We start from the raw sequence: 22658 nt of genomic DNA, 5'->3' as shown, positions 1-22658 counted from the left end.
CATGTCAGCGATATACCAACCCTCCGTCGATGAGTCCGGCTTGGCCGGTCATGTAATCAGAATCCGGTCCGGCCAGATAGGAGACGAACCCCGCCACGTCGTCGGGAGTCTCGGCTCGACCCAGAGCAATGCCGCCGACAAACTTTTCGTAGGTCGCACCTTCCGGTGCCCCGGTGAGTTCGGAGAATCGCTTGTCGATGGTGACCCACATGTCGGTTCCCACAACTCCGGGGCAGTACGCGTTGACTGTGATGCCGTCTGATGCGTATTCCTTGGCCGCAGCTTGGGTAAGTGCCCGGACGGCGAATTTAGTTGCGCTGTACACACCCAACATGGCAAAACCGTCGTGGCCTGCAATGGACGATGCGTTGATGATTTTCCCGCGCTGACCGAGTTCCTTGAACTTCGCGGCCGCGGCTTGAATACCCCACACCACGCCGTCGACGTTGACGCTCCAAATCTTGGAGACTTCCTCGGGGGTGACGTCGGACAGGGGGCCTACCAGTGCTATTCCGGCATTGTTGACGATGATATCGAAGCCGCCCAACGTTGAATGTGCGTGTTCAATGCTTGCCTGCACCTGGTCGCGGTCGCTGACATCGGCGATGAACGTGGTTGTCCGACAGCCGATTTCGCGAATCTCTTTGGCGACGGCATCCAGCTTGGTCTGGTCGAGATCGACTAGCGCGATGTCTGCGCCGTCGTGGGCGAGCCGGAGTGCGATTCCACGTCCGATCCCTTGGCCTGCTCCGGTGACCAGTGCAACTTTGCCGGTGATGCTCATATTCAGTGTCTCCTCGTTGGCGGGTAAGCCGATGAGTGAGTTATATGTGATGACGACCACACTATAGAAGGGTTGCATCGCGTTGCAAACCCGAACAATCGGACATCGATTGCAACTGTCGGCAACTCTCCCTGTGTCCGGTTCGGTGCCTTCATAGTTGCGCGACCACTTCGCGAATTGCTTTGTGGCACAAACCGGGAGAAGAAGATATGACTGCAACAGTCGATGTTCCGAAGGGTTCGGCGACGCCGAGCCGTCGACCCTCGCGCCGCTGGATTCCGTTCGGTGCTGCAAATCTTGTGATCGTTCTGGTTCTGGCTCTGGCGAGTTGGTATCTTCTGGCCGATCCGGTGACCAGCCCCTGGAATTTCTATCCGTTGCCGTTCAATGCAGCGCTGTTCTGGGCCATACTTTTTGTGGTGTTCATCGGCTTCAACTGCGAGTTTGCCGGATTCGATCAACTGCCGCAGCCGGCCAGAGGCGTTGCAATCATGGCAGCGACAGCCGTGTTCGCGGTTGTGGTGACGTGGTTGCTCGCCAACGGAATCGGGAGTCTGTATCCGGACTTCGCGGCAGACCGCGCCGGCGGTCTCGGCTACTTCGCCGGTGCGTTGTTTGTGCTGTTCGGGTTCGGAACCTGGGTGATGGTGGTGCTGAACTGGCAGCATTGGCCGTGGGTCTCCATCGGGATGAAGCAGCCGTTGGTGGGTCTGTGCGAGATCGCGTTTGTCGCGGTACCGACGCTTGCCCTGTATTTCGTTTTCGGGCTGCCGTCCGTATCGCTGTCCGCAACCAATCCATTGATGACCGTCGACACCGTGCTCGGGTGGTTCTACTGCGTTGTGGTGGTCGTGATCTTGACCGGTCAGACTCTGGAAAATTGGCCGTGGCGGCTGTTCGGTGGTGGAGGGAAAACCGCACTCGCGGCTACGGTGGGCAATTTTGCACTGGGAACCGGGCTGTACTTCGTGGCACTGTCTGTTGTGAAGGTTCTGCTGGGAAGTGCTGCGGTTGCCGAGTTGGGTGGCGTCGTGAATCAGTTTCCGGCCCAACTCGGTGTGTGCTGGGCCTTCTGGATGATCTTCTGGGCCAATGCATTCGGAAACAGGCCGACTGGGTTCGCTGACGGGGTGAACCTGTTGATCCGCGCAGTGCTCACGTTGGGGCTGGCAGTGGTGACGTTCCTCTTCTACTACCGTTTTGCTGCCGAGCACATTCTTCACGAACCCGCAGTGGCCGACGGATTGCACGGCAATGCACTGGGTTTCGTGGACTGGGCGGTGCTGTGGACGTTGTTCTACGTTGTCGGTTTCCAGTCGCTGGGGCTTGGCCGATTGAAGCCTGAATCCGTGTGAACTGGTTGCCCGCAAATGTATGCGGGCAACCAATCGCGTAGGTCAGACTTTCGTGAGGGGTGCTGACTCTGCGGCAGTTTCCTTCTGCGCCGCGTTCTTTCGTGCGGGAATCAGCAGCGTGATTGCGCCGGCGATCAGTGCGGCACCGCAGGCGATGAGCAGACCTGTACGGAACCCGGCTTCCGTCGGGAGGGTGTGACCGGCGAAGTCCATACTCATCTGAGCCAGGACAACGCCAACGACAGCGGCGGAGATCGAGGTGCCGACGGACCGCATCAGGGTGTTGAAGCTGTTGGCCGACGCCGTGGCGGACGGCGGAACCGCGCCCATGATGAGGGCGGGCATCGAGCCGTAGGCAAGGCCGATTCCAGCGTTGCAGATGCAGGTCACGATCAGCAAGCCCCAGGTCGATCCCATGAGAAGCATCGAAGATCCGTAACCCAGTGCGATGACCAGGGTTCCGAGAAGCAGTGTCATCTTGGGGCCGCGGGCGGCGGAGAGCTTTGCCCCGGCGACGGAGACGGCCATCATGACAAACCCGCCGGGCGCCATCCACAGACCCATTGCGAGCATTGATTGACCCATGCCGTAGCCGGTCGCGGCGGGCAACTGAAGAAGCTGGGGCAGGATCAGTGCCTGGGCGTACATCGCTAAGCCGACGGCTACGGAGGCGGCTTAGTGAACAGCACCTGCGGCCTGGCGGTGACGCGGAGGTCCACCAGCGGATCGTCGGTCTCGAGTTCCCACCAACCCCACGCTGCGAGGACGATGACGGTGGTCGCGAAGAGGCCGAGCGTTGTTCCGCTGCCCCAGCCCCAGTCCGCGCCTTTGGACACAGCCAGCAGAAGCGAGACCAATCCGACTCCCAGTCCGAGTGCTCCGATCAGATCGAAGCGTCCGCCGGTGTTGTGTACCGGGGTGGCGGGAACGAAGAACCAGATCAGCACGGCGATGATCACGCTGAGAACGGCGGAACCCCAGAAGAGGACACGCCAGTTGGTGTGCTCGGCCACGGCAGCTGCCATTGGCAACCCGAGTGCGCCGCCGATGCCCGTCGTGTCGAGATTCGGTGCGCGGATCGAGAATGGATCGGTAGAAGGACTGGCATGGACAAGCCCACGCATTTGATCGAGTTCGAAACCATGCTGCTCGGGCGATACGTCGGCCTCCATCCGCCGCAGTACAAGCATGGTGGCAATCACCTCGATCGAAGTGCGTACAGGTTGCTCAGTCGCATCGACATGCAAGGCCCTATGTCGATCGGTGAACTCGGCGAGGCCTTCGGGCTGGATACATCGACACTCAGTCGCCAGACGTCCGCAATGGTGAATTCGGGTCTGGTTCAACGTATTTCCGACCCCGATGGCGGTATGGCGCGAAAGTTCCGCATCACCGACGAAGGGATGCGCCGACTCGGTGCGGATCGGGCTGGCAACGTGGACGGCCTGGATCGGGTCGTGGCCGATTGGGAACCTGAGGATGTGGCGACGTTTGCGATGTGGCTTCGGAGGTTCAATTCCGACGTCGAGAAACTAGCCGGACGTCCCTGGCCGCGAACGTAGCGGGGCACAGTCCGGGAGAACTTCAACGGCCCGGGGATTGCAACGGATTGCAACGCTTGTGACCCGGGCCACTTATGCGATGTGCTGTGTATCACATTCCCAAAGAAGGAGAAGTGATGACGCAAACCATCGATTCCGCAGTCGTAGCCGCGGAAAGCTCGACGGCTGTGACACCTCAGGAGCGCGTCGACGCCTGGCTGGCGGATTTCGAGTCGGCGCTCGCCGCTCGTGACATCGAACGGGTCGCAGCAAAATTCGCCCTCGACAGCTTCTGGCGAGACTTGGTTTCGTTCACCTGGAACATCAAGACCGTCGAAGGTCGCGAGCAGATTGCCGACATGCTTTCCGAGCGTCTCGACGACACTGATCCTTCAGGATTCCGGACCACCGAGACCCCCGACGAAGCCGACGGCGTCACGTCGGCCTGGATCGAATTCGAGACCTCGACGGGCCGCGCGCACGGACACCTTCGGCTCAAGGACGAACTCGGCGATCCTGTTGCTTGGACACTGCTGACGTCATTGCAGGAACTCAAGGGACACGAAGAGGGCAAGGGCACCCGCCGGCCACGCGGCGCGAAGCACGGGGCAGACCCGGACCGCATCACCTGGGCCGAACAGAAGGAGATCGAGGACCGCGAACTCGGCTACACCACACAGCCTTACGTCGTGATCGTCGGCGGCGGCCAGGGCGGAATCGCGCTCGGAGCGCGCATGCGTCAGCTCGGAGTTCCGGCCATCGTGATCGACAGCCACGAGCGGCCGGGGGATCAGTGGCGCGGACGCTACAAGTCCCTGTGCCTGCACGATCCGGTTTGGTACGACCACCTGCCCTACATGCCGTTCCCCGACAACTGGCCGGTGTTCGCGCCCAAGGACAAGATCGGCGACTGGCTCGAGATGTATACCAAGGTCATGGAGGTTCCGTACTGGAGTTCCACGACCTGCACGTCGGCGTCATTCGACGAGAAGGCCCAGGAATGGACCGTCGAGGTCAACCGCAACGGCGAGAAGCTGACCCTGCGTCCCAAGCAGTTGGTGATGGCAACCGGGATGTCCGGCAAGGCAAACGTTCCGACGTTCCCCGGTCAGGACAAGTTCCTGGGCGATCAGCACCACTCGAGCAAGCACCCCGGCCCGGATCAGTACGTGGGTAAGAAGGTTGTGGTCATCGGGGCGAACAACTCCTCGCACGACATCTGCGGCGCTCTGTGGGAGAACGGCATCGACGTCACGATGGTGCAGCGCAGCTCGACGCATATCGTGAAGTCGGATTCGCTGATGGATCTGGGCTTGGGTGATCTGTATTCGGAACGCGCACTCGCTGCCGGTATGACGACACACAAGGCCGACCTCACGTTCGGTTCGCTGCCGTATCGGATCATGCACGAATTCCAGATCCCGGTGTACGACGCAATCCGTGAGCGCGACAAGGACTTCTACGATCGCCTCGAAAAGGCAGGCTTCGAGCACGACTGGGGCGACGACGGTTCTGGCCTGTTCATGAAGTACCTAAGACGCGGCTCGGGTTACTACATCGACGTCGGCGCTGCCGAATTGGTTGCCAACGGAGACATCAAGCTCGCGCACGGCAACATTCGTGAGCTGACCGAGAACAGCGTGATTCTCGAAGACGGAACGGAACTACCGGCCGACGTGGTGGTCTACGCAACCGGCTACGGCTCGATGAACGGCTGGGTGGCCGATCTGATCGGTCAGGACACTGCTGACAAGGTGGGCAAGGTCTGGGGTCTTGGGTCGAACACCACCAAGGATCCAGGACCGTGGGAGGGCGAGCAGCGCAACATGTGGAAGCCGACGCAGCAGGAAGCGCTGTGGTTTCACGGCGGCAATCTGCATCAGTCTCGCCACTACTCGCTGTATCTGGCGCTGCAGTTGAAGGCGCGCTACGAGGGCATTCCGACGCCGGTGTACGGGCTGCAGGAAGTGCATCATCTGAGCTGAAAACAAACTGCTGTGCGCCTTTTAACCGCCCGCGGTTAAAAGGCGCACAGCAGGTCAGCGCAGGGCGAACTTTTTCGCGACGTCGGCATCCTTGGTCGCGCGCTCGGTGAGGAAGGCAAATGCCAATCCGAGTGCAAGCCACAAGGTTGCCTGTGTAGCGAGGGACGAGAGGCGGAACTCCCACAGCAGAGTTGCCGGGAAGTCGTCGCCCACCTCGTTGATCGTGGGCAGCGAGAGGTAACCGATTGCCACGATGACAAGGAACGCAGCCACCGGAGCGGCGACGCGCACACTGAGGAACTCGTGGGCGGATACAGCTTTTGCCGCCGCGGCGGCCGCGGTGACGGCCAGCAGTCCGAGGATCACGGTCGCGAGCCACAGCCAGGTTCGCTGGTTGATCGTGTCGGGATCGCCGACGGCTGGTGGGTTGGCCGGGTACTTGAAGAAGGGCACCGCCTCGATGGCGAGCCAGCCTCCCAATGCGATGGCCATCACCAACAACGGTCCGGACATGGTGGTGATCCGCCGCGCGTAGTTGGCGACTACGGCGAAGATGGCACCGAGGGCCAAGCCCGCGAGCGACGTTGCGAGGAAGAGTCCAGCGCGTTGACCGTCACGACTGACGAGTGGAGCTTCTTCGTCGCCGTGCGAGTGTCCGGCAGTTTCGCCGGCGGCACTGTTGGCTTCTTCGATCGCGATGGCAGCGTTGACGTGCGGTTCACCCAGCACAAATGCAACTCCGCCGGCAAGGATGCCTGCGATCAAACCAGCCAACAAGCCACGAATCAGAAGCTTCGTGAAATTGTCGACTAGTGGCACGGGAGGCCCATCAAGTGGCGTCCGTCGTGCATCAGCTCATGCATGTACATGCCTGTGCGTGAGATTGCGCCCTGGTCGAATCCGACCAGGTAGAGAGCCAGCATCGCGAACAGCACAACAGCTGCGGCGAGGAAGGCAAGACGAGTCGAATCGATCGACGAGTCGGGAGAGTAGGCGAGTGCCATCGAAGCCTCCTGGGATTTTCGCGTCCCCTAGGTCAGATGCGATGGCCGGAGTGTCTGGCTGTCGAGGTGGTTTCACCTCGAATTACAGTGGCGCGACCGCTCCGGGCTTTCACCGGATTCCTGTCGACCATCGCGTGTACAGAGCGCACTTTAGCAGTGAACACACGAAAATCGTGAAGGATTTTGTTCGCTAGGCGACCAAAACCCTTCACGATCACGGATCAACTCTTGGCGGGGACGTCCAGAACTACCTCGAACTCGAGCAGCGACGCTCCCGAGGCGACGGGCTTGGCGCGCTCACCTGAGTGCGCTGCGCGGGCCGGGCCGTCACGCCAGTCGGCGAACGCCTCCTCGTTTTCCCACTGCGTGACCACGAAGTAGCGGTTCTCTCCGGCGGTGGGGCGCAGGAGCTGGAATCCGAGGAATCCGGGAGAGTTCTCCACGGCATGAGCGCGTGCTGCGAAGCGCTTTTCCAGTTCGGGGCCCGCGCCCTCGGGGATTTCGATTGCATTGATCTTCACGACTGCCATGTAAGCGACATTACCGCGCGGTTCCACCGCGTACGGTGACATTCGTGTTGCATGACGAAGGTGGTACCGGCCAGCCGATTCTGTTGTTGCACGGCCTCATGGGCAGTGCCCGGACGTGGCGCCGGCATGTGCCCTGGATTCGCGAGTTCGGCCACGTCTACACGTTCGACGCGGCCGGTCACGGACGGCCGGCGCCCGCAGAATTGACGACCGAGGCCTTTGTCGAAGACCTTGCGTCGGCCGTCACGATCATCGACGAGCCGATGATCGTGATCGGGCACTCGATGGGTGCCCTGCACGCGTGGTGTTTTGCCGCCGCACATCCGGACCGAGTGCGTGCGTTGGTTCTCGAGGACATGGCACCGGATTTCCGCGGGCGCACTGCGGAGGACTGGGCTCAGATGGTGTCGTCGTGGCCGCAACCGTTTGCCACCGATGACGCGGTGAAGGAATTCTTCGGTCCGGTTGCAGGACAATACTTTCTGGATTCGTTCGACCGCCGCGACGACGGGTGGTACCTGCACGGTGACGTGTCGACCTTCCGCGATATCTCGGAAGAATGGGGCACGCGACATTTCTGGGATCAGTGGAGTGCAATCGAGGTGCCCACCCTTCTCGTCGAGGGTGAGTTCACGATTACCCCGCAAGGCCAGATGCGCGAGATGGCAGAGCGTCCGGGAACTCGGTATGTGCGCATTGCCGACGCCGGTCACCTTGTCCACGATGATCAACCAGACCGGTACCGCGACGAAGTGACGGCGTTCCTGGTTGATCAGAGCTGACTTCGGATCGACGCTCCCGCTTCTTCGAGTTCGACGGCTCGCCTCGCCAGGAGCCCGGCTGCGAACTTGGCTTTGTCTCCGCTGTGTCGCGGCACGACGTGCAGATGGGAGTGAAAGACGGTCTGACCGGCAGCACGACCGTCGTTGACCAGGATGTTGACGCCGTCTGCAGCGATGTCGCACCTCCGCAGCGCGCCGGCGATGAGTGTGCCTACCCGGAACATCTCTGCGCCCTCGTGGTTTTCGAGTCCGTCGAGGTTGGTGGCGTGGCGTTTGGGCACAACAAGGGTGTGTCCGCGACTGACCGGGCGGGCGTCGAGAAAAGCGAGCACGGTTTCGGTTTCGAAAACACGAATTGCGGGCTCGTCTGCCGAGATGATGTTGCAGAAGACGCAGGTATGGCTCATGACTACAGAATGTATCCCGTCGGTGGATCAGAGCAGACGTAGCTCCCGTCCGCGTGCGAGTGCTTCGCGTCGATTGTGGACTTGAAGCTTTCGGTACAGCGTGCGCACCTGCGTCTTGACCGTGTTGACGGAGATGAAGAGTGCGTTTGCCATCTCCGTCAAACTGGCGTCGGACGCGATCAGATCAAGAACTTGTCTTTCTCGCTCGGTCAAGGTGACCAGGTTCAGTTCGTGTGGAAATGTCTCTTCTGGAGCAAGTTTCAGGAATTTGGCAAGTGCGCTCGATCCGGTACCCGCTATGGATTCAAGGTGATCGACGTCGTGTCGAGATATGGTCGAGAACGATCGGAGATTGCCGGTTTGGTCTGCGATGCTGCAGGCATTCGACCAGGCTTCGGCGGCGCGTCGCGGCTCGCCACCTCGTGAATGCGCGACGGCTTGAATCAGGAGTGCCTCGATTTGTGGGCGTGGGTACGACTCTCGCGCCCAATCGAATTGGTGGCACAGCGCGATTGCAGATTCATTCTGACCGGCCCGCTGATACAGGCGCGCGACGGAAACCAGTGTCCAGGGGTTGGCGGCCGGCTCGGCAATGTCCGACGACAGTGCCATTGCCAAGTTTCCGTCCCCGAGCGCGAGGGCGAGATCGATTTTGGTGGAGCGCAACAACGGTAGCGCAAACGAATCGGGTTTCAGCTTTGTGGGGTTGTCGGAAATTGCCTTGCGCAGCAACGTGATAGCTGCGGCTTCTTCACGGCAGGCGAGTGCGTACTGGCAGTGTGTGTAGAGGACAAATGCCCACAGTTCCTCGTTGTTGTCGGGCTCTCCCAGGGTTGCGACGGCCTCACGTGCATCCTCGAGGTCGAGAGTGCACAGTGCAGTCAACGCACGGGCTACCAGTCCTGGCGTTCGTACCATCGAGTGGAGCCATCCATATGTGTTCGGATGTTTGCGCTCGAGCCGTGACCATCCCTGCGACAGAGTGGGTTCCCCGACAATCGCCCAATTCATGGCTACACCTCCCGCCGCATTGCGGGCGATGAAGTCGATGCCTTGTGATTCACCGCCCCAGTACGCCATGCGCATCTCGGTGGTGGATTCGGTGAACCGTCCGCTCAGTTGAAAGGTGATACCCCATTGCACGCGCATCAACGGGAGTTGCGGGCTGACGTCGTCGGGGTTCGTAGCGAGAGCGCTTCTGCTGATCTGGGCCAGGCGGCGGGTCGTTTCGGCTGCAGGCCCGTATTTTCCGGCGACGCGCAGCCTGATCGAGTGAACACAGCCGACATTGAGTACGTCGCGGGCGTCCTTGCTTGCACCGATCGCTCGGAGTTCCTCGGCAGAGCGAGGCAGCGCGGTGATCGGCTTGGGGATGTCGCCCGGCTGCATGGTGAACAGGTCGCGGCCCGCCAGAGCAATCGAACTCTTCTTCGCCGTTGCGGGCGGTATCTGTTGCAATGCGCGGCGTACGATATCAAAGCTTTCGGAAAGCATTGTTACCCAATTATTTTCGATAATATTGATGGCAAGATCCCAGTCGCCGCCTTCGGTCGCGTACTTCAGCGCCGACGCGTGTCGGCCGGAATCGAGTCGGAAATGTGCCAGCGAGGACAATTGCTCTGTCGGATCAAGTCCGAGCTGTGGTTGCGTTGCCATCAGTGACGCGCGAACTGCCGCTGGAAGTTCCCAGCTTTCGTCAGTTCCGATTTCGATCCGGGAGAGTGTGCCGGCCGATTCCAGCTCGAGTAGACGTTCACGAATCCGGTCACGGGATTCGGGGGAGGCGAACAGGTGCGCTGCAGTGCTCACATCGAGGGTTCGCGCTGTCGAGCAGGATACGAGGAAGGCCCGATGGTCAGCGATGTCGGTGTTATCGAGGGTCGTGCGCCGGGTGTACTCGTCGATCGTCTGTTGCAGGTTCAGCTCGAGGAGTTGATCTCGATCATGTTGTGTGGGTAGTAATTCGACGACCGCGGCGCCGGCATGTACGAGAGTTGGTAGGCCGCCGGTCATAGTCGTGATCTTCTCGGCTTCGCCGGGAAGGGGATTCGACCCGATGAACGTCAGTAGGTTTGCCGTGTCGGCCGAGTTGAAGAGTAGTTCCTCGGCACGGATCAGTTCGTGATCTACCTCGAGGAAATATGGTTCGGCAAACAGGGTGAGTCCCGACAATGTCACGGCGATGTCCAACTGGTGGCAGCGGGTGACTAGTTCGACAAGTTGCTCTTCGAGTGCGTGGTTTGGGATGAGATCCGGCCGAATCAATACCAGGAGAACTGGATTGGTGACGGCGGAGAATGCGGCGGCGAGGTCGGTGAACGGATCGCCGGATACGTGTGGGGCAACAATGCCGGACTGCCTGCTCTGGCGGAGGATCGTGGTGAGGTATTCCGATGCGCTCGAATTGAGCGGTGGAGCCGGAACCCACACGAGATCGTGGTCCGAGGTGTCGGAAGATTCGAGCCAGGATTTCAGGAGGTCGGATTTACCGTATCCGTTCGGGGCGCGCACAATTGTCAGGGGAGTCCGGCGATCCAACTTTGCAAAGAGCGCCTGACGGGGGAATGGTCTGGTGATGGCAGAGTGATTGACGCCCTCGACAGTTGCGTCCCCCTCCCGCCCCGACATCCTTGTGTTCCTAATCCCCGTTGTGCTCGTGCTTGCAATCTTCGGACCGACAGGCACAGAGAGATTGGGTGAAATGTCCAATTCTTCGTGTGCTTCCGAAATAGTAACTGGTACGGAGAATTGATGCCCTAATTAGGGCAATTCGGGCACAATTCTTCTCAAGGGAATCCGGTGTCCGGCCGATAATCCAGCCTCACCACGGGCTTTTGTGCCCAGAGAGTGAGGACGTAGGGCCATAGCTCGAGATTCGCCGGAGTGTTAGCGCTCAACCCGCTGTCAGAGGTTGCCCTCACCGGCCAGTGCAAACAGGCCGTCTTCGGTTTGTTCCACCAATCCGTCGACAAGCAGTGAATGCAGTGCGCGGTCGCGTTGACCGGGGTCGGTGAGCCAGACGATGTCGAGGCGCGCACGTTCGACGGGATGGTGGGTCTCTCGAAGAACAGCCATCAACTTGCCGCGGACCTGGCGATCGGTACCGGCGAATTTCTGCACTTTCTTCGGTGGACCGGTGTGTGCCGGTTTTCCGGAGGCAACCCAAGCGCAATTGGGCAGCGGGCAGTTGTCGCAGCTGGGTGTACGCGCCGTGCAGATCACGGCGCCGAGTTCCATCAGCGCAGCACTGTAGGTTGCCGCTCGTGCGCGGGTGCGGGGCAACAGTGCGGCGACGTCCGCGAGATCGCGCGTGTTCGACGGATTGCCCGGCTCTGCGTTGCCGTGCACGGCACGAGCAACAACGCGGCGAACGTTGGTGTCGACGACGGGAACTCGTTGTCCGTAAGCAAAGCACGCCACGGCACGCGCCGTATAGGAGCCGATACCCGGCAGTGACAGCAAAGTGTCCACGTCGCTGGGGACCACGTCGCCGTGTTCGGTGGCCAGGACGCCGGCACACTCGTGCAGGCGCAGTGCGCGTCGTGGGTAACCGAGCTTGCCCCACGCCCGCAGTACCTCAGCCTGGCTCGACGCCGCCATTGCCGACGGAACCGGCCAGCGCTGGACCCATTCCTCCCAGATCGGCGCGACCCGTACCACCGGCGTCTGCTGGAGCATGATCTCGCTCATCAGAATCTGCCAGGCACTGACTCCGTCGCGTCGCCACGGAAGATCACGGGCGCTATCGGCATACCACTTCAGCAGCACCGAAGATTCCACTGCCACCTTGACTGACACACTCCTAGGGCCTGGTTACGCGCTCGGCGACGTTCACCAAGACCCTATCGTTACGCTCCGACATCCAACATGCGCACCTGATGCAGAGAAAACGGTGGGTGGGCGGTATCAAGAACCGCCCACCCACCTCGTCGTTTCGATCAGGACGCGTACTGTGCATCCGTTCGTGTCGCGGTCGACGCGGGCGTCGACGTTCCCGAGTACCGGCGAACGATGATGTAGAGGCAGATCAGTCCGATCGCTCCGGCAGCGGCAAGGAATGAACCGACCTTCCACGCATTGTCCGGATTACCGTTGATCAGCATCACCATGATCATCGGCGCAAAACCGCCGATGATGGCCGAGATCTGATAGCCGAGCGACGCTCCGGAGAATCGGATCTCCGGCGGGAACAATTCTGCGAAGAGTGTTCCCTGAGTGCCGGTTTGGAGCGACATCGCAACGACGCCGACGATCACGGCCACTGCGAACGGCCAGATCGTGTCCGGACTGGAGCCGCCGATCATCAGCCACATCGGAATGCCCCACAGCATCATCGCCGCGGTGCCGAGACCGAAGACGAGCTTGCGGCCGTACAGATCGGAGAGGTAACCGGCCAGCGGGACCAGGGGAATCTGAATGGCGCAGGCAATCAGGATGTACGTCAATACCGTCGACCGCGGGATATCCAGATACGTCGTCGCGAACTGCACGGATCCGGTGATCATCGTGTAGAAGAAAATCACACCGATTGCATTGGCGCCTGCCGCGGCAAGAACCGTGCCCGGGTTCTTCTTGAGGACCTCGAGAATGGGGGACTTGCGGACAACCGGCGATTCTGCGAGCTTCTCGGCAATAGCCTTGAATTCAGGCGTCTCCTCGAGATAACGGTGAATGAGGAACGCGACCGGGAGCATCACCAAACTGATCCAGAACGGGATGCGCCAGCCCCAGGCGAGGAACGAATCCGCGGCGAGAGTGGCTGTAAGAATGAGGAAGACGATATTTCCGAGCACGACGCCAATCGGAACGCCCAGTTGCGCAAAGCTTCCGAACAATCCACGACGGTCGGCTGGGGCGTTCTCGGTTGCCAGCAGCACTGCGCCGCCCCACTGTGCGCCGACGGCCAAGCCCTGGCAGATTCGCAGAGTGACAAGGATAGCCGGGGCCAGCCAGATCACATTGGTGTTCGGGACGAAGCCGACCAGCGACGTGGCAATGGCCATCAGGACAACCGCGGCCACCAACACCGGCTTGCGGCCGTAGCGGTCACCAAAATGTCCCGCGAGCACGCCGCCGATGGGGCGAGCGATGAAACCGACTGCAACGGTGGCAAACGAACTCATTGCTGCAACCACCTCGCTGTCGGTGGCGAAGAACGTCGAGTTGAACACGAGTGCCGCAGCAGTCGCGTAGATGAAGAAGTCGTACCACTCCAGGGAAGTGGAGATGGCCGCTGCGAAGGACGCGCGCCGGGACCTACCCTGGCGCTGCACCGCTGATTCGGTGTTGTTGGTCATCACGATTCACTCTCTGTGGGATCGTTCACTTGGGTTCGTTGAGGACTGGAGTTGCGGCGAATTCGGCGCGAGCGAGCGAGCGACGGTGGACTTCGTCCGGGCCGTCCGCGATCTGCAGGAACCGTGCCTGCGCATACAGGACCGGAAGAATGGTGTCCTGCGACAGCCCGGCGCCGCCGAACACCTGAATGGCGTTGTCGATGATGTCCTTGACTGTCAGTGGAACCAGAACTTTGGCCGCTGCAATGTCATGGCGCGCAGCCTTGTTCCCCTCGACGTCCATCCGCCAGGCGGCGCGCAGAACGAGCAACCGGGCGGCGTCGAGCTTGATCCTGGAATCAGCAAGGTTGGCCTGTACAACACCGAGATCGGCAAGGGGAGACCCGAAAGCGACTCTGGTCCTGGCACGTTCGGTGAGCAGTGCGATTGCGCGCTCTGCCATACCGATCAACCGCATGCAGTGATGAATGCGTCCTGGACCCAAGCGTGCCTGAGCGACTGCAAAACCCCGACCGCGGGGACCGAGCAGGTTTTCCCTGGGGACACGAACACTGTCGAAGACGATTTCGCCGTGTCCACCCTCGTGGCGGTCGTCGAAGCCGAGAACCGTTGTGGAACGGACGATCTGCAGGCCGGGGGTGTCCATGGGTACCAGCACGATGCTGTGGCGGCTACCGACCGGAGCATCGGAGTCGGTCACGCCCATGACCATCGCAACCTTGCAGTCTTCGCGAAGGGCAGCAGTGGACCACCACTTGCGTCCGGTCAGCACCCACTCGTCACCGTCCTCCGCGATATCGAGACACACGTTGTTTGCATCGGAACTCGCGACCTCGGGTTCGGTCATCGAGAAGCACGATCGGAAATCGCCGTCGAGAAGTGGGGTCAGCCACTCGGCCTTCTGCTGCTCGGTGCCGTAGAGATGGAGCAGTTCCATATTGCCGGTGTCCGGTGGATTGCAGTTGACGGCTTCGGGACCGATCAACGGACTCCAGCCCGTCAATTCCGCCAACGGTGCGTATTCGAGGTTGCTCAGGCCGGCGCCCTCGCGGGCCGGGAGGAAGAGGTTCCACAGGCCCGATTCCTTGGCCGTTGCCTTGAGTTCGGCCATGATCGGTGGTGCGCCCCAGTGGCTGGGGTCTGCCGCCAATTGCTGCGCTGCAACGGCTTCGGCGGGTAGGACGTGCTCTTGCATAAAAGTCGTCAGCTTCTGTTGCAGCTCTTTGACTTTCGGACTGTATTCGAAATCCACGTCGGTGGTTCCAATCTCGGGGCGCGTCGCACAAAAAGTCAGCGGCGCAGTTCGTGAACAGAGGAAGTGCGGGTCAGATCGAGCGCACGCTGTAGAAGCGGGCCGACCATGTCGGCGACGTCGTCGAATCCTTCGCCGACAGTGTCGCCCTTGGCGTGTCTGGCATTGATGCCCTCGAGGATGACGGCAATCTTGAAGTCGGCGAACACCGTGTACCAGTCGATATCCGGCAGATCGATGTTCCGGCGGTCGGCATATCGTTCGAGTAACGCAGCGCGACTGGGAAATCCGTCCAATCGAGCAAGTCCGCGAGTGATCGGGTTGTCGACGGCTCCGGGTTGATCCCAGAAGCTGAGCATGATGCCGACGTCGGCGAGTGTGTCTCCGAGTGTTGCCATCTCCCAGTCTAGAAGGGCAACAATCTTTCCGGGATCGGAGCGGGAGTAGAGAACATTGTCGAGTTTGACGTCCCCGTGCACGATCCCGGGTAGGGATGTGGTGGGAACGGCACGGCGAAGTTTGTCGAGGAGTGCCGCGACCTCGGGGCGATCAGTGGTTCGAGAGGCGTCCCATTGCCGCGACCATCGGTCCAGTTGTCGCTCCAGGTATCCGTTGGTTCGCCCGAAAGTGTTGAGTCCCACTGAATCAGGATCGACAGAATGAAGGTCGGCGAGGACATCGGCAAAGGCAAGTCCGGCGCGTTCTCGATCGGCCGGAGACAGGGCGGCGGCGGATTCCGGGATGCCGATGGAATTGCCGTCGATCAGTTCCATCAGATAGAACGTCGCGCCGAGTACGTCTTCGTCCTCGCAGAGAAGGAACGCCTCAGGTACCGGCACCGACGTGGATGCGAGCGCGTCGATGACGGTGAATTCCCGAACCATGTCGTGAGCGCTCGGAAGTACGTGACCGAACGGCGGACGCCGTAATACCCAGGTGTTCGAGCCGTCTGCGACGCGGTAGGTGGGGTTGGATCGCCCGCCGCTGATGAGTGACGCCGTGATCTCTCCGTCGATCCCGCCAGCGAGATGTGTCGACAGGTACGTGGAGAGTGCGTCGAGGTCGAGTCCGGAGACGACGCGGCCTGCGTCGGACGTCGTCGATGATGCCGCGGACATTCGATGCACGCTCCTTTCGATGGAAACACAGCCGAACGATCGTTCGGCTGTGGATCATCATCAATGGAACGATCGACAAATGTCAACCATGAATAAATATCGAACTTCCTGCGAACATTGGTGCGGGAGCAACGGTGATCGAACCGCTTGCCAAACGATCGTTCGCCTGACATTATGGGCATTTAGTGACGCAGGTCTCACGGATGGTGGAGGTGTGGATTCCGGTGAAACGCGTGGAAAGGAAGGAGTGTTCGGGCCGGTCAGGCCGGTTCGACCATCGCGGTGGCCAAAGCGCAGTAGCGATCCGCAAGGTCCTGCGCGCTCAGTGGGCCGTCGGCACGCCACCACACGCAGACCTGCTGCCCCATGTTGATGATGGCGCGAACGGCGTCTCGTGGGTATTCGGTGCGAAACGCGCCTTCTTCCACTCCGCGTTCGATGACATCCCGGAAGATGTTCTCCTGCTCGTCGCGCAGTGCGACTACCAGGCGGTGTCCCGGCTCATCGAGACTGCGCAGCTCGGTTGCTCCGACAAGAGCGTCTTCGCGCCGCGTCGTGTGGAACATGACCCAGGCGCGAACCAGCGCTTGCAGTTGGTCTTTCGGCTCTCCGCCCGAGCGGAGCAGCGCGCTACGCGTCATGCCGTGAGCGTCTCGCAGTGCCTGGAGCATTATTTCCTGCAGAATGTCCTGCTTGGATTTGAAGTGGTGATAGATGGATGCGACTGTCAGATCGGCGCCTGCAGCGATGTCGCGCATGGATGTGCCGTGGTAGCCGCGTTCGTTCATGTTTCGGACGGCGGAATCGAGAATGAGCTGCCGGACTGCGGCAGTTTTTGCCACGCTCATTTTTCGAACTCCTCGCGTTCTGCACGTCTTCCGGTATCCGGACACAGCGTAGTAGCCGAACGATCACAAGGTTCGACGGGCAGCAAATATCCGCCGTGAACTGTGAAGATCCACGTCCTGTGAGCTTATCGTTCGTTAACAAGAGGAGAATTGCCTGTGCAGCACATATCGCTGACCGTGGACGATGGCATTGCCGTCATTACTCTCGATCGACCGGACAAGCTGAACGCCTTCACCACAATCATGGAAAACGAGCTGATCGAGGCGTTCGACATCACCGACGCTGACGATTCCGTACGCGCCGTGATTCTGACCGGAGCAGGCCGAGCGTTCTGTGCCGGCGCCGATCTGTCCTCCGGGCCGGATACCTTCACCGAATGGAGCGCCGAGCAGAACGAAGCAGAGGAGAGTAGTGCCGGCGAACGGCGCGATGGCGGCGGTCGTGTGGTGTTACGGATGTTCGACTCCCTGAAGCCGATCATCGCGGCGATCAATGGTCCCGCGGTCGGCGTCGGTATCACCATGACTCTCGCAGCGGACTTCCGCTTGGCGGCTGACGACGCCCGGATGGGGTTCGTCTTCAATCGCCGAGGCCTTGTGCCCGAATCTTGTTCCTCATGGCTGCTGCCGAAGTTGGTTCCGCTGCAACGAGCGCTCGACTGGATTTACTCCGGGCGTATCTTTCCGGCTACCGAAGCCCACGCCGCCGGATTGGTCTACCAACTCTATTCTGCCGACGATCTGCTTGGTGAGGCTATTGCCCTCGCGCGCAGCCTTACTCGCCACAGCGCTCCGGTTTCTGTTGCTCTCTCGCGTCAGATGGTCTGGCGCCTGCTGGGCGCCCCACATCCCATGGTGGCGCATCGGATCGAGAGCATCGGGATCAACGCCAGAGGTGCGCAGGAGGACGTCCGGGAGGGCATCAGCGCCTTCCTCGGCAAGCGTGACGCGAACTTCCCAGATCGGTGCAGCGACGCGATGCCTGACCTGTTCTCGGAACATCTCCCGCGACCGCAGTGGTGACGGAAACACAGTGGTGACGGAATCACAGTGGTGACGGAATCACAGTGGTGACGGAATCACAGTGGTGACGGAAACCCTTACCCGCCACCGGAATCGAGGATTCCGGTGGCGCATAGGGAACGGCTCAGCGGCCGGTCCAGACAGCCGGGCGCTTCTGCGCAAAGGCCAGCGGGCCTTCCTGTGCGTCGGCGCTGGTGAAGACCACCTTCATTGCAGCGGCGTTGGCTGCCCACACATCAGGCTCCCAGTCCGATGCCGTTGCGGTTCGATGGATCATCGACTTCGACTCCCGCACCGACAGCGGCGCGTTTGCCGCAATCTGCTCCGCCAATTCGAGTGCAATGTCCAGTGCGGTTCCCGCCGGTGCCACTCGGTTGACCAGGCCGAGTTCCTTGCCCTGAGCGGCCGTGATCGGTTCGCCGGTCAGGGCAATTTCGAGCGCCACCTTCCGTGGGACTTGTTGCTGCAGCCGGATTACACCGCCGGCAGCGGCGAACAATCCGCGCTTGACCTCGGGCAGGCCGAGCTGCGCGTTCTCGTCGACCACTGCAAGGTCGCTCGCGAGCACCAGTTCGGTGCCACCGCCGAGTGCAAATCCGTTGACCGCGGCTATGGTCGGCTTGCTGATCCAGTGCTGTACGTAACCCGCGAAACCCCATTCGGGATGGCCGTCGGCGTCGGTGCTTTCTCCCTCCGACAGAGCTTTGAGGTCCGCGCCGGCGCAGAACGCGCGTCCGGAACCGGTGATCACGACGACGCGCACGTCGGCGTCGGCTTCGGCCTGTTCCAGCAAGGTGCCGACCGCGGTCGACAGAGCCGCGTTCACCGCGTTCAGGGCCCGCGGCCGATTCAGGGTGATGATCGCAACCTGCCCACGAACCTCGTACAGTGCTGCTGCTTCGGATGTCTGGTGCTCGGGCGTGATTGCCATGGACTGCCTCTCGTCGTAAAGTCTTACCTAGCGCTCGTTAAACTGTTATCACGGGCGTGCCCGAACAGTCAAAGATGTCGGATCACCACGAGGAGCATGTATGCACGCGGTCCAGCTAGCCGAATTGATCGGACCGGAAGGGTTGCGTTCGGTGGATATCGCCGAGCCGACAGACCCGACGCGGATAGTGGTGGATCTGCATGCCGCCGGAGTGTGTTTTCCGGATCTTCTGCAGACCACCGGCAGTTATCAGATGGCGCGTGACTTGCCATGTGTTCTCGGGTTGGAAGGCGCGGGAGTTGTTCGTAGTGTGCCGGCAGGGTCGGATCTGTCCCCGGGTGACCGCGTAGCCGTGTTGTCCACGGAGGACGGATCCTGGCAGCGTACTGTGGCCGTGAAGCCGTCCTCGGTCTTCCCGCTCCCTGATTCCGTTTCTCTCACAGCAGGATCCGGATTTCTGGTCAACTACCTGACTGTGCATTTCGCGCTCGACGAGCGAGCTCGGTATCGAGCTGGTGAGACGGTGTTGGTTCACGGCGCTGCAGGTGGAGTGGGTATTGCCGCATTGCATGTCGCTGCCGCGCTCGGGCTCGAAACCATTGCGGTCGTGAGCACGCCGGAGAAGGCCGCACTGGCTGCCGAGTCGGGAGCATCGCATGTCGTCTTGGTTGACGGCTGGAAAGATCAAGTTCGCGAGATCACGAACGGTCGCGGCGTCGATATCATTCTCGACCCCGTCGGTGGTGATCGTTTCACGGACAGCTTGCGCAGTCTCGCTCCCAACGGTCGCCTGATCGTCTTGGGCTTCACTGGCGGTGAGATACCGACTGTCAAGGTCAATCGACTTCTGCTGAACAATATTTCGGTGATGGGCGCCGGATGGGGTGAGTATCTGCGAACCGATCCCGGATACCTTGCCCGTCAATGGAATGTGCTTTACCCTTTGCTCGAGTCCGGAGTTCTGCGAGTGCCCGAACCGACTCTCTATCCGTCAGATCGTGCCGTGGATGCGTTGACATCCCTGAAAGACCGGTCTGCTGTCGGAAAAGTGGCTCTGTCCTTCGAATGAGCTGGAACCATTCATCTTTCGTGAACGAAACCTTGGAGTGAAAACCATGTACCCCGGAGCCTATGTCGCAACAACCCCGGACAAAGCTGCTGTCATCGTCGCGGAGACCGGTGCGGTGGTGACGTTTGCGGAGTTGGAAGCGAATTCGATTCGCATCGCGCGTGTTCTGCACGAATTGGGTTTGCGACGCGGCGACAATCTGGCGGTACTCGCGACCAACAACATTCAAGTTTTCGACATCTACTGGGCCGCCATGCGGTCGGGTGTTTATCTCACGATGGTGAACTGGCATTTGACCGCTCCCGAGGGTGCCTACATTGTCGAGGATTGTGACGCCAAGATTGTCATCGTCGATTCAGCGCTACCCGAATTGGCGGGAACATTGGCCGATCTCATTCCGGCGAATGTGATTCGGTTGTCCTTCGGCGGCGAGCTCGAGGGATATGCCTCGCTCGACGCGGCGGCGGCGCTCGAGTCCGATGTGCCGTTGCCGGATCAGCCTCGTGGTGCCGACATGTTGTACTCGTCGGGAACGACCGGTCGGCCCAAGGGGATCAAGCCTGCGTTGCCTGATCGTCAGATTCAGGATGCCGGTGATCAGATGACGGTGATGAATCAGACTGCTTGGGGCGTTACGGATTCCGATGTCTATCTTTCGCCGGCTCCGCTGTATCACGCTGCGCCGCTTCGTACCTGTGCATCGGTACAGGCGTTGGGCGGAACCGTCGTGGTGATGAACAGGTTCAATGAAGAGAAGGCACTCGAGTACATCGAGAAGTACCGCGTGACGTACAGCCAGTGGGTTCCGACGATGTTTGTTCGGATGCTCAAACTTCCACAGGAAACGCGAGAGCGTTACGACATTTCGTCGTTGCGTCTGGCGGTGCATGCTGCGGCGCCGTGCCCGGTTGACGTGAAGCGTCGGATGATCGAGTGGTGGGGCCCGATTCTCGACGAGTACTACTCGTCGACGGAGTTGAACGGTATGACTATCGTCCATTCCGACGAATGGTTGCGTAAACCGGGAACGGTGGGCCGGGCGGCCTTGGGTGTTCTGCATATCTGCGGCGAGAACGGTGAGGATCTGCCTGTGGGAGAAGTGGGCACCCTGTACTTCGAACGTGATGCACTTCCATTCAACTACCACAACGCACCTGAAAAGACCCGGGAGGCACAGCATCCCGAACATCCGACATGGACAACGACGGGTGATGTCGGATATGTCGACGAGGACGGCTATCTGTTCCTGACTGATCGTAAGTCGTTCATGATCATCTCCGGTGGTGTGAACATCTATCCGCAGGAAATCGAGAACGCGCTGATCGAACATCCGTCGGTGTTGGATGCGGCAGTGATCGGTGTTCCCGACGACGAGATGGGCGAGATCGTGATGGCAGTTGTGGAGCCTGTTCCCGGTCTGGAAGCAGATGATGCGCTTCGCGACGAATTGCTCGATCATCTGCGGGGGCAGATTGCGAAGTACAAGCTGCCGAAGCGGCTCGTGTTCAGCACCGATCTTCCGCGCACCCCTACCGGAAAACTTGTCAAAGGTACACTGCGTGCTCGTTATTCAGACAATGCCGGCGCACGATGAGCGGCCCGTTGCATGGAGTGCGCGTACTGGAGTTCGCCGGCCTCGGGCCGGGACCGCACGCTGCGATGATGCTGGCCGATCTAGGAGCCGATGTCGTCCGCGTCGAACGTCCGTCGGGCGGGCTGGAAATCTCGCCCAAGGATCAGGACCAATTGTTGCGCGGTCGCCGCTCGATCGAGGCTGATCTCAAGACCGACGCGGGACGGGAACTCGTCAGGGCCCTTATTGCGAAAACCGATGTGTTGGTGGAAGGTTTCCGCCCCGGCGTTACTGAACGGCTGGGGTTCGGTCCGGACGACTGCAGGAAGATCAACGACCGACTGATCTACGCCCGCATGACGGGTTGGGGGCAGGACGGCCCACTCGCTCAGCGCGCGGGGCACGACATCACTTACCTTGCGCTGACCGGTGTCCTCCATACGATCGGCCCAGCCGACAAGCCCGTGGTCCCGTTGAATCTCGTGGGCGACTTCGGTGGTGGCTCGATGTTCTTGATCCTGGGAATCGTCTCCGCGCTGTACGAACGCGAGAAGTCCGGTAAAGGCCAGGTGATCGACGCAGCCATAGTCGACGGAACGTCAGTACTGGCACAGATGATCTGGTCGCTGCGGGGCAGCGGGCAGTGGAGTGATTCTCGCGCAACCAATCTGCTGGACGGTTCGACTCCGTTCTACGACACGTATCGCTGCTCGGACGGCAAGTTCGTTGCTGTCGGTGCACTCGAACCGCAGTTCTATCGAGCGCTGCTCGACGGTCTGGGATTCGATCCCGCGTCACTGCCCGAACAGATGGATCAGGATGGCTGGCCGGAACTGCGCGAGCGATTCACGGAAGCGTTTGCCACACGTACACGTGACGAGTGGACGGCGCTCTTCGAATCGACGGATGCGTGCGTTGCGCCGGTGCTGAGTCCGGCGGAAGCTGCAACTCACCCACACCTGGCGCACCGTGGAACTTTGGTCGAAGCCGACGGAATAGTGCAGTCGGCGCCGGCACCGCGATTCTCCCGGACAGCAACGACTCAGCCCGCGGGGGCGCCCAAACCCGGCGCGGATACAGCAGCCGTGTTGAGCGACTGGCTTGGGGCCTGAAGTGGTGGGCACCTGAAATGGGGGGACCTGAAGGCAGGTTCCCCCCA

20 protein-coding genes, 1 pseudogene and 1 riboswitch are annotated in these 22658 nt (G+C 60.8%); of the genes and pseudogenes, 8 read left to right on the top strand and 13 right to left on the bottom strand.

The window, feature by feature from the left end; translation table 11 throughout:
- Positions 1-4: 4 nt before the first annotated feature.
- A complete protein-coding gene (locus tag FEZ60_RS09025) occupies positions 5-784 on the bottom strand; it encodes an acetoin reductase (RefSeq protein WP_045068340.1) in 780 nt (259 codons plus the stop codon).
- Between the two features lie 209 nt (positions 785-993).
- Between FEZ60_RS09025 and FEZ60_RS09020 the strand changes: the two genes are divergently transcribed.
- Complete coding sequence (locus FEZ60_RS09020) at positions 994-2139, top strand: hypothetical protein (protein WP_045068342.1); 1146 nt, start codon at positions 994-996, stop codon at positions 2137-2139.
- Between the two features lie 42 nt (positions 2140-2181).
- Here FEZ60_RS09020 and FEZ60_RS09015 read toward each other — a convergent pair.
- A pseudogene (locus FEZ60_RS09015) lies at positions 2182-3197 on the bottom strand (MFS transporter); the annotation flags it as partial.
- Between the two features lie 48 nt (positions 3198-3245).
- Between FEZ60_RS09015 and FEZ60_RS09010 the strand changes: the two are divergent.
- Both FEZ60_RS09010 and FEZ60_RS09005 read left to right on the top strand, forming a co-directional pair.
- Entirely contained in the window at positions 3246-3701 is a 456-nt protein-coding gene (locus tag FEZ60_RS09010; RefSeq protein WP_172935938.1) for a MarR family transcriptional regulator, read from the top strand.
- 116 nt (positions 3702-3817) lie between these two features.
- The gene (locus FEZ60_RS09005; RefSeq protein ID WP_116104149.1) at positions 3818-5665 is read left to right on the top strand and encodes an NAD(P)/FAD-dependent oxidoreductase; all 1848 of its coding nucleotides are present in this window, start codon (positions 3818-3820) and stop codon (positions 5663-5665) included.
- Between the two features lie 54 nt (positions 5666-5719).
- Here the strand turns inward: FEZ60_RS09005 and FEZ60_RS09000 are convergent, their stop codons facing one another.
- The 3 genes from FEZ60_RS09000 to mhuD all read right to left on the bottom strand — a co-directional run bounded on the left by FEZ60_RS09000 (position 5720) and on the right by mhuD (position 7199).
- Positions 5720-6484, bottom strand: coding sequence for a CbtA family protein (locus FEZ60_RS09000; protein WP_045068352.1), 765 nt, complete (start codon positions 6482-6484; stop codon positions 5720-5722).
- A complete protein-coding gene (locus FEZ60_RS08995; protein WP_033236349.1) occupies positions 6475-6669 on the bottom strand; it encodes a CbtB domain-containing protein in 195 nt (64 codons plus the stop codon). The genes FEZ60_RS09000 and FEZ60_RS08995 overlap by 10 nt, the downstream gene beginning before the upstream one ends.
- Before the next feature lie 25 nt (positions 6670-6694).
- A riboswitch (cobalamin riboswitch) is annotated at positions 6695-6816 on the bottom strand.
- A gap of 74 nt (positions 6817-6890) precedes the next feature.
- On the bottom strand, positions 6891-7199 hold the full coding sequence (gene mhuD / locus FEZ60_RS08990; protein WP_033236389.1) for a mycobilin-forming heme oxygenase MhuD: 309 nt from the start codon (positions 7197-7199) through the stop codon (positions 6891-6893).
- Positions 7200-7243: 44 nt separating this feature from the next.
- On the opposite strand from mhuD, the gene FEZ60_RS08985 reads away from it, so the two are divergent.
- Positions 7244-7981, top strand: coding sequence for an alpha/beta hydrolase (locus FEZ60_RS08985; protein WP_045069618.1), 738 nt, complete (start codon positions 7244-7246; stop codon positions 7979-7981).
- Here the strand turns inward: FEZ60_RS08985 and FEZ60_RS08980 are convergent.
- The 7 genes from FEZ60_RS08980 to FEZ60_RS08950 form a co-directional block, all read right to left on the bottom strand.
- On the bottom strand, positions 7972-8388 hold the full coding sequence (locus FEZ60_RS08980; RefSeq protein ID WP_045068355.1) for an HIT family protein: 417 nt from the start codon (positions 8386-8388) through the stop codon (positions 7972-7974). The two genes, FEZ60_RS08985 and FEZ60_RS08980, sit on opposite strands and share 10 nt — an antisense overlap.
- Before the next feature lie 27 nt (positions 8389-8415).
- Positions 8416-11016 (bottom strand): LuxR C-terminal-related transcriptional regulator, encoded by a 2601-nt coding sequence (locus FEZ60_RS08975; protein WP_172935937.1) that lies wholly within the window; start codon positions 11014-11016, stop codon positions 8416-8418.
- 276 nt (positions 11017-11292) lie between these two features.
- Positions 11293-12174, bottom strand: coding sequence for an A/G-specific adenine glycosylase (locus tag FEZ60_RS08970; RefSeq protein ID WP_172935936.1), 882 nt, complete (start codon positions 12172-12174; stop codon positions 11293-11295).
- Between the two features lie 152 nt (positions 12175-12326).
- On the bottom strand, positions 12327-13685 hold the full coding sequence (locus FEZ60_RS08965) for an MFS transporter (RefSeq protein ID WP_033236351.1): 1359 nt from the start codon (positions 13683-13685) through the stop codon (positions 12327-12329).
- A 25-nt stretch (positions 13686-13710) separates the two neighbouring features.
- A complete protein-coding gene (locus FEZ60_RS08960; protein ID WP_033236352.1) occupies positions 13711-14937 on the bottom strand; it encodes an acyl-CoA dehydrogenase family protein in 1227 nt (408 codons plus the stop codon).
- A gap of 38 nt (positions 14938-14975) precedes the next feature.
- Positions 14976-16055, bottom strand: a complete 1080-nt coding sequence (locus FEZ60_RS08955) for a phosphotransferase family protein (RefSeq protein ID WP_172935935.1) — start codon at positions 16053-16055, stop codon at positions 14976-14978.
- A gap of 260 nt (positions 16056-16315) precedes the next feature.
- On the bottom strand, positions 16316-16903 hold the full coding sequence (locus tag FEZ60_RS08950) for a TetR/AcrR family transcriptional regulator (RefSeq protein WP_095888161.1): 588 nt from the start codon (positions 16901-16903) through the stop codon (positions 16316-16318).
- A gap of 156 nt (positions 16904-17059) precedes the next feature.
- Between FEZ60_RS08950 and FEZ60_RS08945 the strand changes: the two genes are divergently transcribed.
- A complete protein-coding gene (locus FEZ60_RS08945) occupies positions 17060-17926 on the top strand; it encodes an enoyl-CoA hydratase-related protein (protein WP_172935934.1) in 867 nt (288 codons plus the stop codon).
- A 124-nt stretch (positions 17927-18050) separates the two neighbouring features.
- Here FEZ60_RS08945 and FEZ60_RS08940 read toward each other — a convergent pair whose 3' ends face one another.
- Positions 18051-18857: a crotonase/enoyl-CoA hydratase family protein gene (locus FEZ60_RS08940; protein ID WP_172935933.1), complete on the bottom strand. Its 807-nt coding sequence runs from the start codon at positions 18855-18857 to the stop codon at positions 18051-18053.
- 100 nt (positions 18858-18957) lie between these two features.
- Here FEZ60_RS08940 and FEZ60_RS08935 point away from each other — a divergent pair, with 100 nt between their 5' ends.
- The 3 genes from FEZ60_RS08935 to FEZ60_RS08925 are packed head-to-tail and all read left to right on the top strand — an operon-like array spanning position 18958 to position 22611.
- Positions 18958-19926 carry an NADPH:quinone oxidoreductase family protein gene (locus FEZ60_RS08935; RefSeq protein ID WP_172935932.1) on the top strand — a complete coding sequence of 323 codons (969 nt, stop codon included), beginning with the start codon at positions 18958-18960 and terminating at the stop codon, positions 19924-19926.
- Between the two features lie 46 nt (positions 19927-19972).
- The gene (locus FEZ60_RS08930) at positions 19973-21520 is read left to right on the top strand and encodes an acyl-CoA synthetase (protein WP_095888164.1); all 1548 of its coding nucleotides are present in this window, start codon (positions 19973-19975) and stop codon (positions 21518-21520) included.
- Positions 21517-22611, top strand: a complete 1095-nt coding sequence (locus tag FEZ60_RS08925) for a CaiB/BaiF CoA-transferase family protein (RefSeq protein WP_172935931.1) — start codon at positions 21517-21519, stop codon at positions 22609-22611. Before FEZ60_RS08930 ends, FEZ60_RS08925 begins: the two co-directional genes overlap by 4 nt.
- The last annotated feature ends 47 nt before the right edge of the window (positions 22612-22658 follow it).

It is taken from the genome of Rhodococcus sp. MS16, assembly GCF_013277795.1.
GTDB classification, from domain to species: Bacteria; Actinomycetota; Actinomycetes; order Mycobacteriales; family Mycobacteriaceae; genus Rhodococcus_F; species Rhodococcus_F globerula.
This window is presented reverse-complemented; position numbering and strand designations above follow the sequence as displayed.

Bases quoted from the DNA above. Each gene is read 5' to 3' on its own strand.
- FEZ60_RS09025 (WP_045068340.1), bottom strand. From the start codon at position 784: ATGAGCATCACCGGCAAAGTTGCACTGGTCACCGGAGCAGGCCAAGGG.
- FEZ60_RS09020 (WP_045068342.1), top strand. From the start codon at position 994: ATGACTGCAACAGTCGATGTTCCGAAGGGTTCGGCGACGCCGAGCCGT.
- FEZ60_RS09010 (WP_172935938.1), top strand. From the start codon at position 3,246: ATGGACAAGCCCACGCATTTGATCGAGTTCGAAACCATGCTGCTCGGG.
- FEZ60_RS09005 (WP_116104149.1), top strand. From the start codon at position 3,818: ATGACGCAAACCATCGATTCCGCAGTCGTAGCCGCGGAAAGCTCGACG.
- FEZ60_RS08995 (WP_033236349.1), bottom strand. From the start codon at position 6,669: ATGGCACTCGCCTACTCTCCCGACTCGTCGATCGATTCGACTCGTCTT.
- mhuD (WP_033236389.1), bottom strand. From the start codon at position 7,199: ATGGCAGTCGTGAAGATCAATGCAATCGAAATCCCCGAGGGCGCGGGC.
- FEZ60_RS08980 (WP_045068355.1), bottom strand. From the start codon at position 8,388: ATGAGCCATACCTGCGTCTTCTGCAACATCATCTCGGCAGACGAGCCC.
- FEZ60_RS08975 (WP_172935937.1), bottom strand. From the start codon at position 11,016: ATGTCGGGGCGGGAGGGGGACGCAACTGTCGAGGGCGTCAATCACTCT.
- FEZ60_RS08965 (WP_033236351.1), bottom strand. From the start codon at position 13,685: ATGACCAACAACACCGAATCAGCGGTGCAGCGCCAGGGTAGGTCCCGG.
- FEZ60_RS08955 (WP_172935935.1), bottom strand. From the start codon at position 16,055: ATGTCCGCGGCATCATCGACGACGTCCGACGCAGGCCGCGTCGTCTCC.
- FEZ60_RS08950 (WP_095888161.1), bottom strand. From the start codon at position 16,903: ATGAGCGTGGCAAAAACTGCCGCAGTCCGGCAGCTCATTCTCGATTCC.
- FEZ60_RS08940 (WP_172935933.1), bottom strand. From the start codon at position 18,857: ATGGCAATCACGCCCGAGCACCAGACATCCGAAGCAGCAGCACTGTAC.
- FEZ60_RS08935 (WP_172935932.1), top strand. From the start codon at position 18,958: ATGCACGCGGTCCAGCTAGCCGAATTGATCGGACCGGAAGGGTTGCGT.
- FEZ60_RS08930 (WP_095888164.1), top strand. From the start codon at position 19,973: ATGTACCCCGGAGCCTATGTCGCAACAACCCCGGACAAAGCTGCTGTC.
- FEZ60_RS08925 (WP_172935931.1), top strand. From the start codon at position 21,517: ATGAGCGGCCCGTTGCATGGAGTGCGCGTACTGGAGTTCGCCGGCCTC.